General features: G+C 62.9%; 16 protein-coding genes. 9 read left to right on the top strand and 7 right to left on the bottom strand.

Going from position 1 to position 15,039, the window contains the following annotated elements; all coding sequences use genetic code 11:
• Positions 1–730 (top strand): ribonucleotide-diphosphate reductase subunit beta (locus BM416_RS15110; protein ID WP_139237749.1); only part of this gene is annotated, 730 nt, incomplete at its 5' end.
• A gap of 53 nt (positions 731–783) precedes the next feature.
• Positions 784–1,275, top strand: a complete 492-nt coding sequence (locus BM416_RS15115) for a DUF1289 domain-containing protein (protein ID WP_092488718.1) — start codon at positions 784–786, stop codon at positions 1,273–1,275.
• A 24-nt stretch (positions 1,276–1,299) separates the two neighbouring features.
• On the opposite strand, the gene mdeB is transcribed toward BM416_RS15115, so the two are convergent.
• Positions 1,300–3,978 (bottom strand): alpha-ketoglutarate dehydrogenase, encoded by a 2,679-nt coding sequence (gene mdeB, locus BM416_RS15120; RefSeq protein WP_092488572.1) that lies wholly within the window; start codon positions 3,976–3,978, stop codon positions 1,300–1,302.
• Positions 3,979–4,170: 192 nt separating this feature from the next.
• Between mdeB and BM416_RS15125 the strand changes: the two genes are divergently transcribed.
• The 3 genes from BM416_RS15125 to BM416_RS15135 all read left to right on the top strand — a co-directional run bounded on the left by BM416_RS15125 (position 4,171) and on the right by BM416_RS15135 (position 6,925).
• Entirely contained in the window at positions 4,171–5,097 is a 927-nt protein-coding gene (locus BM416_RS15125; RefSeq protein ID WP_092488573.1) for a class I SAM-dependent methyltransferase, read from the top strand.
• A 148-nt stretch (positions 5,098–5,245) separates the two neighbouring features.
• Positions 5,246–5,962, top strand: a complete 717-nt coding sequence (pcsA, locus tag BM416_RS15130; RefSeq protein ID WP_092488574.1) for a phosphatidylcholine synthase — start codon at positions 5,246–5,248, stop codon at positions 5,960–5,962.
• Positions 5,963–6,145: 183 nt separating this feature from the next.
• A complete protein-coding gene (locus tag BM416_RS15135) occupies positions 6,146–6,925 on the top strand; it encodes a TSUP family transporter (protein ID WP_092488575.1) in 780 nt (259 codons plus the stop codon).
• Here the strand turns inward: BM416_RS15135 and nudC are convergent.
• Both nudC and BM416_RS15145 read right to left on the bottom strand, forming a co-directional pair.
• A complete protein-coding gene (nudC, locus tag BM416_RS15140) occupies positions 6,893–7,726 on the bottom strand; it encodes an NAD(+) diphosphatase (RefSeq protein WP_092488576.1) in 834 nt (277 codons plus the stop codon). The two genes, BM416_RS15135 and nudC, sit on opposite strands and share 33 nt — an antisense overlap.
• A gap of 5 nt (positions 7,727–7,731) precedes the next feature.
• The gene (locus BM416_RS15145; protein ID WP_092488577.1) at positions 7,732–8,544 is read right to left on the bottom strand and encodes a crotonase/enoyl-CoA hydratase family protein; all 813 of its coding nucleotides are present in this window, start codon (positions 8,542–8,544) and stop codon (positions 7,732–7,734) included.
• Between the two features lie 185 nt (positions 8,545–8,729).
• Between BM416_RS15145 and BM416_RS15150 the strand changes: the two genes are divergently transcribed.
• A complete protein-coding gene (locus BM416_RS15150; protein WP_092488578.1) occupies positions 8,730–9,284 on the top strand; it encodes a UPF0149 family protein in 555 nt (184 codons plus the stop codon).
• Positions 9,285–9,291: 7 nt separating this feature from the next.
• On the opposite strand, the gene BM416_RS15155 is transcribed toward BM416_RS15150, so the two are convergent.
• The gene (locus BM416_RS15155) at positions 9,292–9,921 is read right to left on the bottom strand and encodes a lytic polysaccharide monooxygenase auxiliary activity family 9 protein (RefSeq protein ID WP_065941295.1); all 630 of its coding nucleotides are present in this window, start codon (positions 9,919–9,921) and stop codon (positions 9,292–9,294) included.
• Positions 9,922–10,234: 313 nt separating this feature from the next.
• Here BM416_RS15155 and aroA point away from each other — a divergent pair, with 313 nt between their 5' ends.
• A complete protein-coding gene (gene aroA / locus BM416_RS15160) occupies positions 10,235–11,491 on the top strand; it encodes a 3-phosphoshikimate 1-carboxyvinyltransferase (RefSeq protein ID WP_092488579.1) in 1,257 nt (418 codons plus the stop codon).
• 32 nt (positions 11,492–11,523) lie between these two features.
• Entirely contained in the window at positions 11,524–11,913 is a 390-nt protein-coding gene (locus BM416_RS15165) for a hypothetical protein (RefSeq protein WP_092488580.1), read from the top strand.
• Between the two features lies 1 nt (position 11,914).
• Here the strand turns inward: BM416_RS15165 and BM416_RS15170 are convergent, their stop codons facing one another.
• Complete coding sequence (locus BM416_RS15170; protein ID WP_065941292.1) at positions 11,915–12,514, bottom strand: NAD(P)H-dependent oxidoreductase; 600 nt, start codon at positions 12,512–12,514, stop codon at positions 11,915–11,917.
• 72 nt (positions 12,515–12,586) lie between these two features.
• On the opposite strand from BM416_RS15170, the gene BM416_RS15175 reads away from it, so the two are divergent.
• Positions 12,587–13,180, top strand: a complete 594-nt coding sequence (locus BM416_RS15175; RefSeq protein WP_092488581.1) for a TetR/AcrR family transcriptional regulator — start codon at positions 12,587–12,589, stop codon at positions 13,178–13,180.
• A 238-nt stretch (positions 13,181–13,418) separates the two neighbouring features.
• Here the strand turns inward: BM416_RS15175 and BM416_RS15180 are convergent, their stop codons facing one another.
• Both BM416_RS15180 and BM416_RS15185 read right to left on the bottom strand, forming a co-directional pair.
• Positions 13,419–14,084: a GNAT family N-acetyltransferase gene (locus tag BM416_RS15180; protein WP_092488582.1), complete on the bottom strand. Its 666-nt coding sequence runs from the start codon at positions 14,082–14,084 to the stop codon at positions 13,419–13,421.
• A gap of 56 nt (positions 14,085–14,140) precedes the next feature.
• Positions 14,141–15,025 (bottom strand): LysR family transcriptional regulator, encoded by an 885-nt coding sequence (locus tag BM416_RS15185; RefSeq protein ID WP_092488583.1) that lies wholly within the window; start codon positions 15,023–15,025, stop codon positions 14,141–14,143.
• Positions 15,026–15,039 lie beyond the last annotated feature (14 nt).

Here is a 15,039-nt window from a genome sequence, read left to right on the forward strand (position 1 = left end):
CCCGGAATGCCGCCAGTACATCCTGCGCCAGGCCTTCGAAGAAGCGATCCACACCCACGCCTACCAGTACTGCATCGAATCGTTGGCCATGGATGAAGGCGAGATCTTCAACATGTACCACGAGATTCCATCGGTCGCCAAAAAGGCAGCCTGGGGCCTGAAATACACCCGCTCGATCTCCGATCCGAAGTTCGAAACCGGCACCGTCGACACCGACAAGGAACTGCTGCGCAACCTGGTCGCCTACTACTGCGTACTGGAAGGCATCTTCTTCTACTGCGGCTTCACCCAGATCCTGTCCATGGGCCGCCGCAACAAAATGACCGGCGTGGCCGAACAGTTCCAGTACATCCTGCGCGATGAGTCGATGCACCTGAACTTCGGTATCGACGTGATCAACCAGATCAAGATCGAAAACCCACACCTGTGGGATGCCGAGATGAAGGAAGAAGCGACCCAGATGATCCTGCAGGGGACTCAGCTGGAGATTGAATATGCGCGCGACACCATGCCGCGCGGTGTGCTCGGTATGAACGCTGCGATGATGGAAGACTATCTGAAGTTCATCGCTAACCGTCGCCTGTCGCAGATTGGGTTGAAGGAAGAGTATCCAGGGACGACTAACCCGTTCCCGTGGATGAGTGAAATCATGGATTTGAAGAAAGAGAAAAACTTCTTCGAAACCCGTGTGATCGAGTATCAGACCGGCGGTGCGCTGAGCTGGGATTGATTAAAAAACGGCCCCTTTCTGGGGCCGTGTTGTTTCACTTGTCGATGTTTTTTATGCCCAATCAAACCATCAAGACCCCCTGCGTCGGCCTGTGCTCCACCGTTTACGGCGACCTGGTCTGCCGGGGCTGCAAGCGTTATCACCATGAAGTGATCCAGTGGAATGGCTACAACGCCGAGGAAAAGCAGGCGGTATGGCTGCGCCTTGAGCAATTGCTGGCGCAGGTGATGGCCAGCAAGCTGGAAGTGTTCGACCCGCAGCGCCTGCGCCAGCAACTGGAAGATCGCAAGATTCGCTTTATGCCGCACCAGTCGCCGTATTGCTGGGCGTACCAGCTGATTGCCCGGGGCGCGCGGGTGATTTCCAGGCTGGACGCCTATGGCTTGGCGTTGTTGCCGGAGTTTCGCGAACGCAGCCTGGCGGATTTGCGCGATGCCATTGACCGGGAGTTTTTCCTGCTGTCCGAGGCGCATTACGAGCGGTATATCGCCCCGGGGTTTATACGCGAAGTGTTCGGTCAGCCCCTCATCGCCAGCAGCATGTGACCGTCGCAGCAGCTGCCGAGGGAATCAGCAGGTCCAGGAAGCTGCGCGATCCGCCTGCAAGCCATATCGCTCAATCGCCTGCTGGCACACCTGCCGCTCAAGGCTGCCCTGCTCCACCAACGCGGTAAGCGCCGCCAGCACGATGTGATGCCGATCCACCTCAAAGAAATCCCGCAGCGCCGCCCGTGTATCACTGCGACCAAACCCATCGGTGCCGAGCACGGTGTAGCTGGAGTCCAGATAGGACGCGATCATCTGCGGCACTGCGCGTACGTAGTCGGACACGGCAACCACTGGCACACCTGCCGGCAAGCAGTCATTCAGATGACTGACGCGCTTGCCGGCCTGCGGATGCAGGCGGTTCCAGCGTTCCACTTCCCGCGCCTCCCGTGCCAGTTCGCTGAAACTGGTGACGCTGTACACCTCGCTCGCCACGTGCCAATCCTCAGCCAGTAACCGCGCGGCGGCCTGGGCTTCACGCAGCAAGGTGCCCGAACCGAGCAGGCGTACCCGGGCGTCGGCGGCGCCTTCCAGGCGATACAGGCCCTTGATGACCGCCGCCTCCACGCCTGCGGGCAGGCTTGGCTGCGGGTAGTTTTCGTTCATCAGGGTCACGTAGTAGAACTCGTCCACATCCTGTTCCAGCATCTGGCGCATGCCGTGGTCGAGGATCACCGCAAATTCACCGGCAAACGCCGGATCGTAGGCGCGGCAGTTGGGCACGGTGGCGGCGGTGAGATGGCTGCTGCCGTCCTGGTGCTGCAAGCCCTCACCGCCGAGTGTGGTGCGCCCGGCCGTGGCACCGAGCAGGAAGCCACGGGCGCGCTGGTCGGCGGCGGCCCAGATCAGGTCGCCGACGCGCTGGAAGCCGAACATCGAGTAATAGATGTAGAACGGCAGCATGCGCAGGCCATGCACCGAGTAACTGGTGGCCGCCGCCACCCAGGAACTGATGGCACTGGCCTCGCTGATGCCTTCTTCAAGAATCTGCCCGTCGGTGGCTTCGCGGTAGCTGAGGATCGAACCGATGTCTTCCGGCTCATAACGCTGGCCGACACTGGAATAGATGCCGATCTGCTTGAACAGGTTGGCCATGCCGAAGGTGCGCGCCTCATCCGCCACGATGGGCACGATGCGCGGCCCGAGCGCCTTGTCCTTGAGCAGGTTGGTCAGCATGCGCACGAAGGCCATGGTGGTGGACATTTCCTTGCCGTCGGCCGCCGTGGCGAAACCGGCGTAACCGCTCACGGGCGGGACGTTCACCGGTGCCGCGGCCTGGCTACGGCTGGGCACATAACCGCCCAGGGCCGTGCGCCGCTGATGCAGGTAGCGCAACTCGAGGCTGTCATCCGTGGGTTTGAAGAAGCTCAGCGACTCGGCCTGTTCATCGCTCAGCGGCAACTGGAAACGGTTGCGGAACGCGAGCAGCGCCTCGCGATCGAGCTTCTTCTGCTGGTGAGTGGTCATCTTGCCCTGCCCGGCCTCGCCCATGCCGAAACCTTTTTTGGTCTGGGCCAGGATCACCGTGGGCTTGCCCTTGACCCGGCGAGCCGCGTGATAGGCGGCATGGATCTTGACCATGTCGTGGCCGCCACGCTTGAGGCGGTCGATCTGCTCATCGCTCATGCCCTCGACCAGGCTGGCCAGCGCCGCGTTCTGGCCGAAGAAGTGTTCGCGGTTGTAGGCCCCGTCCTTGGCGGCGAAGGTCTGGAATTGACCGTCCACGGTGCTCGACAACGTGTTGACCAGGGAACCGTCGGCATCCTTGGCAAGCAAGGCGTCCCAGTCCGACCCCCAGACCAGCTTGATCACATTCCACCCTGCCCCCGCGAACAACGCCTCCAGCTCGTCGATGATCCGCCCGTTGCCACGCACCGGGCCGTCGAGGCGTTGCAGGTTGCAGTTAACCACCCAGGTCAGGTTGTCGAGGCCTTCGCGCGCGGCCAGGGTCAGGGCCGACATGCTTTCCGGCTCGTCCATTTCGCCGTCGCCGAAGACACCCCACACGTGACGCTCGGCGGTGTCCTGCAGGCCGCGATGCTGCAGATAGCGCATGAAGCGCGCCTGGAAGATCGAACTGATGGGGCCAATGCCCATGGAACCGGTGGGGAACTGCCAGAAGTCCGGCATCAACCATGGGTGCGGGTAGCTGCACAGCCCACGCGCTCCGGCCTTGGCGCCGCCGAGTTCCTGGCGATAGTGGGCCAGGTCGTCCGCGCTCAAGCGCCCTTCAAGGAAGGCGCGCGCATAAATGCCGGGGGCCGAATGGGGCTGGTAGAACACCAGGTCGCCGCCAAAGTCGTGATTGCGGGCGCGGAAAAAGTGATTGAAACCCACCTCGAACAAATCCGCCGCACTGGCGTAACTGGCGATATGGCCACCGAGTTCGCCATAGGCCTGGTTGGCCCGCACCACCATGGCCAGGGCGTTCCAGCGTACCAGTGAGGCCAGGCGTTCTTCGGTGGCCAGGTCGCCGGGAAACGCCGGTTGCTGCTCGACGCTGATGCTATTGATGTAGGGCGTGCCGTGCCGGGGTTTCCAGTCGATGTGCGGGGCGCTGGCGTCACGGGCCAGCAGGTCGAGGATCTGGCGTGCGCGCTCAGGGCCGGCATTGGCTACCAGCGACGCCAGCGCGTCACGCCATTCGTCGAGCTCTGGTTGATCCAGGGCTGTGTGATTCACTGCACTCGCGAAACCGTTCATGGGCACCTCCGGGCTTTTTTTTCCAGTTTATGTCGGTGCCTGAGGATTTTTTGCCTGTTATCAGGCGCAGATTGCAGAATTTTGAGCATGAATCACTACCCAGAGGCGTTTTTCCAGCACGTTGTGCTCAATCAACCCGAAACCTCACCAGTGTGTTTAAAATGCCGCCCGCTCAATGACCGACGCTCAACGATGAACCCAGACGCACTCGCTACCCTGCACGCCCACCTGCTCACCGCGCTGGCCAACCCGCCGGCTGAAACGCGGCGCCTGTTCCATGGCCGTGGCCGTTGCTGGCCGGGCCTGGAGCAATTGACCGTGGACTGGCTGCAAGGCGTGGTGCTGGTCGCGCTGTTCAAAGAGCCCGAAGCGCCCCACCTGGAGGGGTTGAAACAGCTGTTGATCGACTTCGACTGGGCCCAATCCGGCGCCCACAGCGTGGCGCTGCAACACCGCTACCTGCCGCAAAGCACCACCGAATGGCTGGTGGGCGCAGCCATCGACGAGCTGACCATCACCGAAGGCGGCCTGCGTTACCTGATCGACCTGGGCAAAAAGCAGAACAGCGGGCTGTTCCTCGACATGCGCTACGGCCGCAACTGGCTGCGCGAACAGGCCAAGGGCCAGCGGGTGCTCAACCTGTTTGCCTACACCTGCGGCTTCTCGGTCGCGGCCATCGAGGGCGGCGCCAGCCACGTAGTGAACCTGGACATGGCCCGTGGCGCCCTGAGCCGTGGTCGCGATAACCACCGCCTGAACGGTCATGACCTGAGCAAGGTCAGCTTCCTGGGCCACGACCTGTTCAAATCCTGGGCCAAGGTCACCCACAGCGGCCCCTACGACCTGGTGATCATCGACCCGCCGTCCTTCCAGAAAGGCAGCTTCCTGCTGACCAAGGACTACCAGCGCGTACTGCGTCGCCTGCCGGATTTGCTCACGGCCCGGGGCACTGTCCTGGCGTGCATGAACGACCCGGCCTTCGGCGAAGACTTCCTGATCGACGGCGTCACCCGCGAAGCACCGGGCCTGCGCTTTATTGAACGGCTGGAAAACCCGCCGGAATTTCCGGATATCGACGCGCAAAGCGGACTGAAGGCACTGGTGTTTCGCCAAGGCTGATGCCGAAACGTCCTACGCTTGCTACGCTATGTGATGCGCCGGGCGGTGAACCTTATGACCCCCTTCCCGGTCGATACCTGCATTCCCCGGCCAGACTCGACAGCGTCACGTTGTCGGCTGCCCCGTTTCACCTTTTGGAGAACCGCCCGTGATATCGACCCTGCATGTAGCCAGAATCAAAGCCTGGGGCGCCCACGGCTTTACCGCCACCGGTGTGGTATTGGCCTTCCTGGCCACCCTGGCGCTGCTGGAAAACTCACCCAAGGCCTGCCTGCTCTGGCTGGGCCTGGCCCTGGTGGTAGACGGCGTGGATGGTTCCCTGGCGCGACGGGTGAATGTCAGCACGGTATTGCCCAGCTTTGACGGCTCGGTACTGGACCTGGTGATCGATTACCTCACCTATGTGTTTATTCCGGCCCTCTTTATCTACCGCTATATCGACCTGCCGGACTTTACCCACCTGTTCACCGTGTCGGTGATCCTGGTGTCATCGCTGTTCTGCTTCTGCAACGTGAACATGAAGAGCAAGGACAACTACTTCGTCGGCTTCCCCGCCGCCTGGAACGTGGTGGCCTTGTGCGTATACATCATCCAGCCGGATGCCTGGGTCACCTTGCTGACCGTGATCGGCCTGGCCCTGCTGACCGTGACGCCGATGAAGTTCCTGCACCCGTTCCGGGTCAAGCGCTTCATGCCGATCAATATCGCAGTGACCACCATCTGGTTGCTGTGCAGCTTCTTGATGGTGGTGGATTATCCCAACACCAACCCGTGGACGTTTGGGTTGTGGTCGGTGATGTCCGCGTATTTCCTCGGGATCTGCGTGTGGCGCACGGCGCTGGAGTGGTTGGGAACTCACAAATAGCCAAGCGGACACGGTAAAAAATGTGGGAGGGGGCTTGCCCCCGATGGCGGTGCGTCAGTGACATCCAAGCTGACTGACACACCGCAATCGGGGGCAAGCCCCCTCCCACATTTGGTTCTGTGTACATCAGGCGGGTAAGATGGCGACCTTTCGCATAGCGCCCTGCCAACCATAAGCCCTCCCATGCCTTTCGAACTCAGCGTAGACCTCACCACCCTCGCCATTCTCGCCGTCGTGGCCTTTATCGCCGGCTTTATCGACGCCATCGCCGGCGGCGGCGGCCTGCTTACCACCCCGGCGCTGCTCACCGCCGGGATGCCGCCCCACCTGGTACTGGGCACCAACAAGCTCAGCTCCACCTTCGGTTCGGCCACCGCCAGCTTCACCTTCTACCGTCGCAAGCTGTTCCACCCGCGCCAGTGGGTACATGCGATCGTCGGCACGTTGATCGGTGCGCTGGCCGGTGCGGTGGTTGCCCACTACCTGCCCGCCGAAACCCTCAACAAGATGCTCCCGGTGATCGTATTCGCTTGCGGCGTGTATTTGCTGTTTGGTGGTACGCCCAAGGCGCCGCTGGACGCCGACGCGCCGATCAAGAAGAAATGGCAAGGCGCCCAGGGTTTTGGCCTGGGCTTCTACGACGGCGTGGCCGGCCCCGGTACTGGTGCGTTCTGGACCGTGAGCACCCTGCTGTTGCACCCCATCGACCTGGTGAAGGCCAGCGGCGTGGCGCGCAGCATGAATTTCGTCAGCAACGCGGCGGCGCTGTCGGTGTTTATCATCAACGGCTCGGTGGATTGGATTGTCGGCCTGGCAATGGGGATTTCGGTGATGGGTGGCGCATTCTTTGGCGCGCGCAGCGCGATCAGCGGCGGCGCCAAATTCATTCGCCCGGTGTTCATCACCGTGGTCCTCGGCCTGACCGTGCGCCTAGCCTGGCAGCACTGGTTCAGCGTGGCCTAGGCGACGGGCCAGGTAGAGGTCGATCAGGTAGCGCGCAATCGAGCGTGACGCCGGCAACGGCGGCAGGTCGTGGATGCTGAACCACTGCGCGTCCTCGATCTCGTCGGCCTGGGGCACGATGTCGCCACCGGCGTACTCGGCATGGAAGCCCAGCATCATCGAATGGGGGAACGGCCAGCACTGGCTGCCCATGTACTGGATGTTCCTGACCTCCACCTGCACTTCTTCGCGCACCTCGCGGATCAGGCAGTCCTCGGCCGACTCACCCGGCTCGGCAAAGCCCGCCAAGGTGCTGTAGACCCCGGTGACAAAACGCGGCGAGCGCGCCAGCAGGATCTCGTCGCCACGGGTCACCAGCACGATCATGCTCGGCGAAATCCGTGGGTAGCTACGCAGGTCGCAGGCCTGGCAATACATCGCCCGTTCCCGTGGCACCTGGACCATGGCCTGGCCGCAACTGCCGCAGAACCGATGCTCCCGCGCCCAGGTGCCGATCTGCGCGGCGTAGCCCAGCACTTTGTAGAGGGTGTGATCACCTTGCAGCATGAAGCCGCGCAGGCCCTGCCAGCTGCAACCCGGCACTTCGCCCGCCGAGTCGAGTTCCAGCAGGTACACCGGCTCACCGTCGAGGTGGCCGATGCCGTGTTCGGCAAACACCGAAAGCTCCTGGCGCTTGAGCCATTCCCGAGGGAACAGCGGGCCGTTGGCATCATGCAAAAAGCCCTCGCGGCTGCGGGCGACGGCCCAGCCGCCGGGGGCGTCGTTGTCCAGCAGCGTTGTGGTAGTCCAGCCTGGGGTCATGTCAGTCAATCCACGAATTCGGGTTTCTGCTTGCTCATATGGGCCGCGATGGCCACGCGCAGGTCGTTGGATTGCAACATAGCCGAGTTCCAGGTGGCAACGTATTCCAGACCGTCATTGACCGTATGGTCACGCATGTAGCTGATCATGGCTTTGGTGCCGGTGACCGCAATCGGCGACTTGGCGGCGATTTCATGGGCGATCTCGAACACCCCGGCCAACAGGCTTTCCTGATCGGCATACACGCGATTGACCAGGCCGATGCTGCGCGCTTCCTCGGCACCGAACTGGCGGCCGGTGTAGGCCAGCTCACGCAGCATGCCGTCGCCGATGATGCGTGGCAGGCGTTGCAGGGTGCCGACGTCGGCGGCCATGCCGATGTCGATTTCCTTGATCGAGAATTGCGCGTCTTCAGCGGCGTAGCGCATGTCGCAGGCGCTGATCAGGTCGATGGCGCCACCGATGCAGTACCCCTGGATCGCCGCCAGTACCGGCTTGCGGCAGTTGTCGACGGCGCTGAACGAGGCTTGCAGCTCGAGGATCTTGCGCCGCAGCAAGCGTGCATTGCGGCCCACGTCCTTGCCGAAGTCATTGGCCACCGAGGCCAGCATCATCAGGTCGATTCCGGAGGAAAAATGCTTGCCGGCACCGCTGAGCACCACGGCGCGTACGGCATCGGTGTCTTCGATCCATTGGAAAATGTCGATGATCTCGGTCCAGAACGCCGCGTTCATCGCGTTGATCTTTTCCGGGCGGTTGATCTGCACATGGGCTACGTTGCCGCTGAGTTCGACGACGAAAGCTTGGTATTCGGACATGGCAGTGATCCCTGGCTGGCGAGTGATAAGGCCTGAACTATAACAAGGGTACGTGACGGCGCGTCGGCCAAAAGCGGGACTGGCAACGGCGATGGAAAAGACGCTGGATAAAAGCCCCGGCACACGCCATCCTTCGCGCTTTGAGCCGCCCCATCAGCGGCGTTCGACGTTTAAAGGATATGCCCATGCACGCCCACCCCCTCGCCCCCGCCGATTTCGAATTCATCGAAGAAACCCTGTTGAAATACGGCGACGACCATTCGGTACTGAACCTGGCCGAACTAGACGGCTACTTCACCGCGCTGGTGTCCAGCCCGACACAGGTCGATATTGCAGAGTGGTTCCCGGCGATCTGGGGCGGGCAGAACCCGGAGTGGGAAAACGCCGAAGAGGCCCGGCAGTTCCTCGACCTGTGCGTGCGTCATATCAACCTGCTGGCCGGTCAACTGGCGACTGACGCTCAGGGTTTCAAGGCACGCTTCGATGCAACCGAACACCAGGGCCAGGACGTGACCCTCGCCGAGGAATGGTGCTTTGGCTATATCCGTGGTGCGGCGATCGGCAACTGGCCGCAACTGCCGGCCGAACAGGCCGCACAGCTGGAGAAAATCTCCTGGTGTGCCGAGCAGGACAACTTCGAGTTGCCGGCTGACCTGGATGTAGACGCCCATCAGCAGCGAGCCCGAGAAATCGAACCCGCTGCACGGGCGCTACATGATTACTGGCTGAGCCGGCGTTGATCCGGGCTTATTTGAAGTCCAGGTCAAACGCCTGATAGAACGCGTTACCGGTGTTGGCGACGATCCACAGCAACACCACCACATGCCGCCCCTTCTTGCCCTTGGGCAGTGTCACTTGATGCTCGACCTTGGCCTTCAATTCGTCGGCATGCTGGTAGTACGGCACCTGGGGGTAGAAGTCCTCGTGGAACGGCGAGGCTTCGAGCTGGGCACGGCTGATGCGCTGTCTGGCGTCCCAGCCGTCCTTGGTGATGAACCAGCGATAACCACGGGTGACGTGGGCGGCGGTGTATTCCCATTGCACCTTGAACACTTGGCCGGCCTCTACATTCAGGAGTGGCCAGGTGAACGGTGTGTTGAGCTTCTTGCTCATTTCCTCGTCGGTGAAGTTGATGCAGTCGCGCTCGTCGGTCTTGCCGCCACTGAGAATATGCCCATCGGCAGGCGGCGTGACGCTTTGATCGTCGGTTTCATACGGCGCAGGAAACGGTCCGGCCGCGAGCGCGGGGAAGTTCTTGCCACCTTCCATTTCATTGACTTGCCAATTGCCCAGCAACCCGCGCTCTACTGCAACCGAGCCTCGGCTGGCGGGGGTGACGACACGTCCGTGCCGAAGTTGTGTCTGAGGTTTGTTCATTTCATTCACTCCATGATTGAAAACGCCCCGGGTGGGGAACGTTCTGAACTTACCCCATCACCCAGGCTTGTCCAGCAGGCGGCTATGCGGGCAACACTGCACGCCTCCTGCATTTCATTAAGGGGACGCAGTTGTCCTGCGCCTGGTTCGGGCGTACGCCTACCTAGGCAAGGGCCATCTGCCTACAGGCCTTGTCCTGTAACAACCCACGGTGGTTGATTCCCCGCTCGACAAGCACTGCATCTATGCCCGATTATTCGGGTCCGCCCGTTGGCCGCGCCAGCCACCTTGCCTTGACCAGGAGCCTTGCACCTTGAGTTCGCAGAAAACCGTGACCGTTACACCGCCCAACTTCCCCCTGAACGGCAAGGTCGCGCCCCCCGGCTCCAAATCCATTACCAACCGCGCTTTGCTGCTGGCGGCGCTGGCCAAGGGCACCAGCCGCCTGAGCGGCGCCTTGAAGAGCGATGACACCCGGCATATGTCGGTGGCCCTGCGCCAGATGGGCGTGACCATCGACGAGCCGGACGACACCACCTTCGTGGTCACCGGCACCGGCAAGCTGCAATTGCCGGCGCAGCCGTTGTTCCTCGGCAATGCCGGCACCGCGATGCGCTTCCTGACGGCCGCCGTGGCTACCGTGCAAGGCACCGTGGTACTGGACGGCGACGACTATATGCAAAAACGTCCGATCGGCCCGCTGCTGGCCACCCTCGGCCGGAACGGTATCCAGGTCGACAGCCCGACCGGTTGCCCGCCGGTGACGGTGCACGGCGTGGGCAAGGTCCAGGCCAAGCGCTTCGAGATCGACGGCGGCCTGTCCAGCCAGTATGTATCGGCCCTGTTGATGCTGGCCGCCTGCGGCGAAGCGCCGATTGAAGTGGCACTGACCGGCAAGGACATCGGTGCCCGTGGCTACGTGGACCTGACCCTGGACTGCATGCGGGCCTTTGGCGCCCAGGTCGAGGTGGTCGACGACACCACCTGGCGCGTGGCCCCCAGCGGCTACACCGCCCATGATTACCTGATCGAACCCGACGCTTCCGCCGCCACCTACTTGTGGGCTGCCGAAGTGTTGACCGGCGGCCGTATCGACATCGGCGTGGCCGCCCACGCCTTCACCCAACCGGACGCCAAGGCCCAGGCGGTGATCGCGCAGTTTCCGAATATGCAGGCCACCGTGGTGGGTTCGCAGATGCAGGACGCGATCCCGACCCTGGCGGTCCTGGCTGTCTTCAACAACACCCCGGTGCGCTTCACGGAGCTGGCCAACCTGCGGGTCAAGGAATGCGATCGCGTACAGGCCCTGCATGACGGCCTCAATGCGATCCGTCCGGGCCTCGCCAGCATTGAAGGCGATGACCTGCTGGTCGCGGCCGACCCGGCGCTGGCCGGCACGTCGTGCGACGCCCTGATCGACACCCATGCCGACCACCGCATCGCCATGTGCTTTGCGCTGGCGGGGTTGAAAATCGCGGGGATCCGCATTCAGGACCCGGACTGCGTGGCCAAGACCTATCCTGGGTACTGGAAGGCCCTGGGCAGCCTCGGGGTCGCGTTGAGCGACTGACTCGCCCGCGCAGGAATGGGGAGGTAAGGATCATGACCATTCGCCAACCCTGCCCGCCCGGCGCCTGCGTCTGCGAGCGTGAACAACTGCTGGAGGCGCCCGGCGCCGACCTGCGTATCCTCAGCCTGACGCGCCAGGAAGAAAAACGCCTGGTCGAGCGCCTGGAAAACCTGCAAAGCCTGCAAGACCTGGAGCGCATGCAACAGCGGATGCACGAGTTATTGGGCATCCGCGTGCATATCGCGCCGGGGCACACCGAGGTCAAGAGCATGCGCGGCATCCAGATCTTCATCGACGAGCTGCCAGGTATGTGCCGCAAGACCCGGCAAGCGATCCCGGCGGCGATTCGCCGGGGCCTGGAGAGAAACCCGGAAATTGCCTACCGCCTGCTGGACGCCCACGACCTGTTTCGCGACGGTTGAATCAACCGGCAACCGTCTCGGCCTCGAACAGCCTCTGCCCGACCGCCTTCGCCGTCTTCAGATGCGCCGGGGCCGCGCCGCCTTCCGAATCCAGCAACAGCTCGGACGTCACCACCTTCGCCCCGCAGTAATCGAAGATGCCGTAGTCGATTTGGGTGCGCATCGCCTTGGCATAGCCATGACGGTCAAACGCGCTGTCATCCGCACCGCCGAGGGCCAGCAAGTGCACCTGCAAATGCCGCAGTTTTTTCACCACCGGGGTATCCGGGCCGTAGTCGATCGCCCAGCCGTTGACGAACACGCGGTCGACCCAACCCTTGAGCAGGCCCGGCAGCGACCACCAGTAGATCGGGAACGCCAGCACCAGGGCATCGGCGCGCTCGATGCGCGCCTGTTCCGCCAGCACGTCGGCCGGGGGCGTGGCCTGGGTGCGGTGTACCCGGTGATCGGCGGCGGTGTAGCGCGGGTCGAAGCCTTCGGCGGCGAGGTCGGCGATTTCAAAGGTGTGGCCCGCAGCAGTCAGGCCGGCAGCCACCTGCGCGGCCACGGCGTGGGTGAGGGATTGTGGGTCGTGATGGGCAACGACGATGAGTGCGTGCATGACTTTGACTCCCTTTGGGTTTAAGCTACTTTTGGTAAGTTAACGTCAGCAAGTTACTTTTGGTATATAAGCATGTCAAGCCCTGAATCCCCTGCCCCACGTCGTCGCCTGTCCCGTGAAGATCGCCTGCGTCAATTACTGGAGGTGGCCTGGCAACTGGTGCGCGAGGAAGGCACCGAAGCCCTGACCCTGGGCCGCCTGGCGGAACTGGCCGGCGTCACCAAACCGGTGGTCTACGACCATTTCGTCACCCGTGCCGGGCTGCTCGCCGCGCTGTATGAAGACTTCGACGCGCGTCAGACCCAAGTGTTTGCCGAAGCCCTCGACGCCAGCCGCGCGACCTTGGAAGAACGCGCCGGGGTGATCGCCTCGTGCTATGTCGATTGCGTGTTATTGCAGGGCCGGGAAATTCCGGGGGTGATTGCCGCACTGAGCAGCTCGCCGGAGCTGGAAGCGCTCAAGCGTAAGTACGAGGCGATTTTTCTCGACAAATGCCGCGACGCGCTGGGACCCTTTGGCCAGGTTTCACAGCCAGGTTTACGGGCCATGCTGGGCGCGGCGGAAGCGTTGTCCTACGCTGCGGCCAGTGGCGAGATCAGCCGTGAAGAGGCGCAAGATGAGTTGTTGGCGACCATCCTGGCAATGGTCAACCGCCCACGGCGTTGAAGGCTGAAGAAGCTTCTGTGGTGAACGGACCTGTTGTAGTGAGCAGGCTTGTTGTGGTGAGCGGGCTTGCCCCGCGCTGGGCTGCGTAGCGGCCCCAATAAGAGCGCTGCAGTGTGCCAGGCAGCTCCGGGGCTGTTTCTGGGGCCGCTTCGCAGCCCAGCGCGGGGCAAGCCCGCTCACCACAGAGGCAAGCTCACCACAGAAGCCTGTTCACCACAAAAAAGCCAACCAGGCCAGGCTAACGCCCTGCCACAAACAGCTGGACCTTGCGCGCCAGTTGATCGAGGTGCCGGTCCCGCTGTTTCTCGGCATCCACCATCGCCCGCTTGCCGTGTTTTTGCAGCAGGTAGGTATGGATCTGGCGTACCTCCAGCGAACTGTAGATCGCCGCCACATCCAACACGCCCATCAAGCCATCGGTGCCGTAGTCCCGGGTATTCATCAACACCTGGGTGCCCCGCGCACCCCGCACTTGAAACCCCATGGCCTCGAAGGCCGCTACCTTCTCCACGGCACAGGCCAACTCCGCATGGGGATAGCGCGCCAGCACGTCCGCCATCATCCCGCGCGCCACACCCTGGCGCCGGAAACCGGCCTGCACCGCCATAAAGGCGATGCCACAGGCTTCAGGATCATCTTTCACCGGCAGATACAGGCAAAAGCCAATCACCTGCTCCTCGAGCATCGCCACGATCAACTCAACGGCAATCCCCTTCGACCCGCCCACTGCCTCCAGGTACAGGTGCACCTCAAAGCCGATGGCATATTGGTAGATGTTGTAGAGCAGGTTGCTCGGCGGCAGTGCGACGCTGCTGATGTCGGTGAGGTTGTCCACCACCATCTGCAGGATCTGCGCATTGATGGGCTCGGGGCACGGAGTGGTGTAGCGGGTAAGGCTGAACATGCAGATTCCTGGGGTTTCGCGTCAAGGCAGCGGCGATTGTACCTGTTGCTGGCCGTTCAATGCCCGCACACCTCACGCACGCACCCGCGCAACCAGCGGTGGGCCAGGTCGGCATCCAGCCGCGGATGCCAGAGCATCGCCACGGTGAACGGTGCCAGCGCCAACGGCAACGCAAAGCTGTACAGGCCTTCGCGTTGATGGGCAGTGTAGCGTTCAGGCACGCAGGCAATCAGGTCGGTGTTGCGGGCCAGGGCGATGGCCGTGGCGAACCCGGCGACGATGGTGCTGATCTGCCGCGTCAAGCCCAGGGCCTCAAGCCCATCGTCGATCTGGCCGCGCTCCTGCCCGCGCCGCGAGACGTAGACGTGCTGCCCCTGGGCAAACCGCTCGGCACTGATGTCGCCCTGGCTCAGGGGATGGCCGCTGCGCACCACGCCAATCAAACGGTCGCGAAACAGCGCCTGGGTCAGCACTTCGGGGCTGGCGTCGGGGTCGACCACACCGGTCTCCAGGTCGACGCGGCCTTCGCGCAGCAACGTGCTGTCCTTGTCGGTCTTGCTGACGAAACGCAGACGTACACCAGGCGCCTCCCGTGCGATGCGCGCCAGCAACGCGGGACCGAAGTTTTCGACGAACTCTTCACTGGTGCGCAAGGTGAAGGTGCGCTCCACCTCGGCCAGGTCCAGGGCGTGTGCCGGGCGCAGCACCGCATGGGCGTCCTGCACCAGACGGCTGACCTGCTCACGCAATGCCTGCGCCCGCGGCGTCGGCACCAGCCCGCGCCCGGCGCGGACCAACAGCGGATCGCCGGTGGTCTCACGCAAGCGCGCCAGCGCCCGGCTCATGGCCGAGGGGCTCAACTGCAAGCGCTTGGCCGCTCGGGCGACACTGCCTTCGGCCAGTAAGACATCCAGGGTGATCAGCAGATTAAAGTCGGGCATGGGCGCTCCTTAGC

Source organism: Pseudomonas sp. NFACC42-2 (assembly GCF_900116055.1).
Taxonomy (GTDB): Bacteria; Pseudomonadota; Gammaproteobacteria; order Pseudomonadales; family Pseudomonadaceae; genus Aquipseudomonas; species Aquipseudomonas marginalis.

What these genes read in the sequence shown, in the direction of transcription:
- nudC (WP_092488576.1), bottom strand. Translation starts at nt 7,726, where the DNA reads ATGACCCCAGGCTGGACTACCACAACGCTGCTGGACAACGACGCCCCC.
- BM416_RS15115 (WP_092488718.1), top strand. Translation starts at nt 784, where the DNA reads ATGCCCAATCAAACCATCAAGACCCCCTGCGTCGGCCTGTGCTCCACC.
- BM416_RS15125 (WP_092488573.1), top strand. Translation starts at nt 4,171, where the DNA reads ATGAACCCAGACGCACTCGCTACCCTGCACGCCCACCTGCTCACCGCG.
- BM416_RS15180 (WP_092488582.1), bottom strand. Translation starts at nt 14,084, where the DNA reads ATGTTCAGCCTTACCCGCTACACCACTCCGTGCCCCGAGCCCATCAAT.
- BM416_RS15170 (WP_065941292.1), bottom strand. Translation starts at nt 12,514, where the DNA reads ATGCACGCACTCATCGTCGTTGCCCATCACGACCCACAATCCCTCACC.
- BM416_RS15135 (WP_092488575.1), top strand. Translation starts at nt 6,146, where the DNA reads ATGCCTTTCGAACTCAGCGTAGACCTCACCACCCTCGCCATTCTCGCC.
- mdeB (WP_092488572.1), bottom strand. Translation starts at nt 3,978, where the DNA reads ATGAACGGTTTCGCGAGTGCAGTGAATCACACAGCCCTGGATCAACCA.
- BM416_RS15150 (WP_092488578.1), top strand. Translation starts at nt 8,730, where the DNA reads ATGCACGCCCACCCCCTCGCCCCCGCCGATTTCGAATTCATCGAAGAA.
- BM416_RS15165 (WP_092488580.1), top strand. Translation starts at nt 11,524, where the DNA reads ATGACCATTCGCCAACCCTGCCCGCCCGGCGCCTGCGTCTGCGAGCGT.
- BM416_RS15185 (WP_092488583.1), bottom strand. Translation starts at nt 15,025, where the DNA reads ATGCCCGACTTTAATCTGCTGATCACCCTGGATGTCTTACTGGCCGAA.
- BM416_RS15145 (WP_092488577.1), bottom strand. Translation starts at nt 8,544, where the DNA reads ATGTCCGAATACCAAGCTTTCGTCGTCGAACTCAGCGGCAACGTAGCC.
- BM416_RS15155 (WP_065941295.1), bottom strand. Translation starts at nt 9,921, where the DNA reads ATGAACAAACCTCAGACACAACTTCGGCACGGACGTGTCGTCACCCCC.
- BM416_RS15175 (WP_092488581.1), top strand. Translation starts at nt 12,587, where the DNA reads ATGTCAAGCCCTGAATCCCCTGCCCCACGTCGTCGCCTGTCCCGTGAA.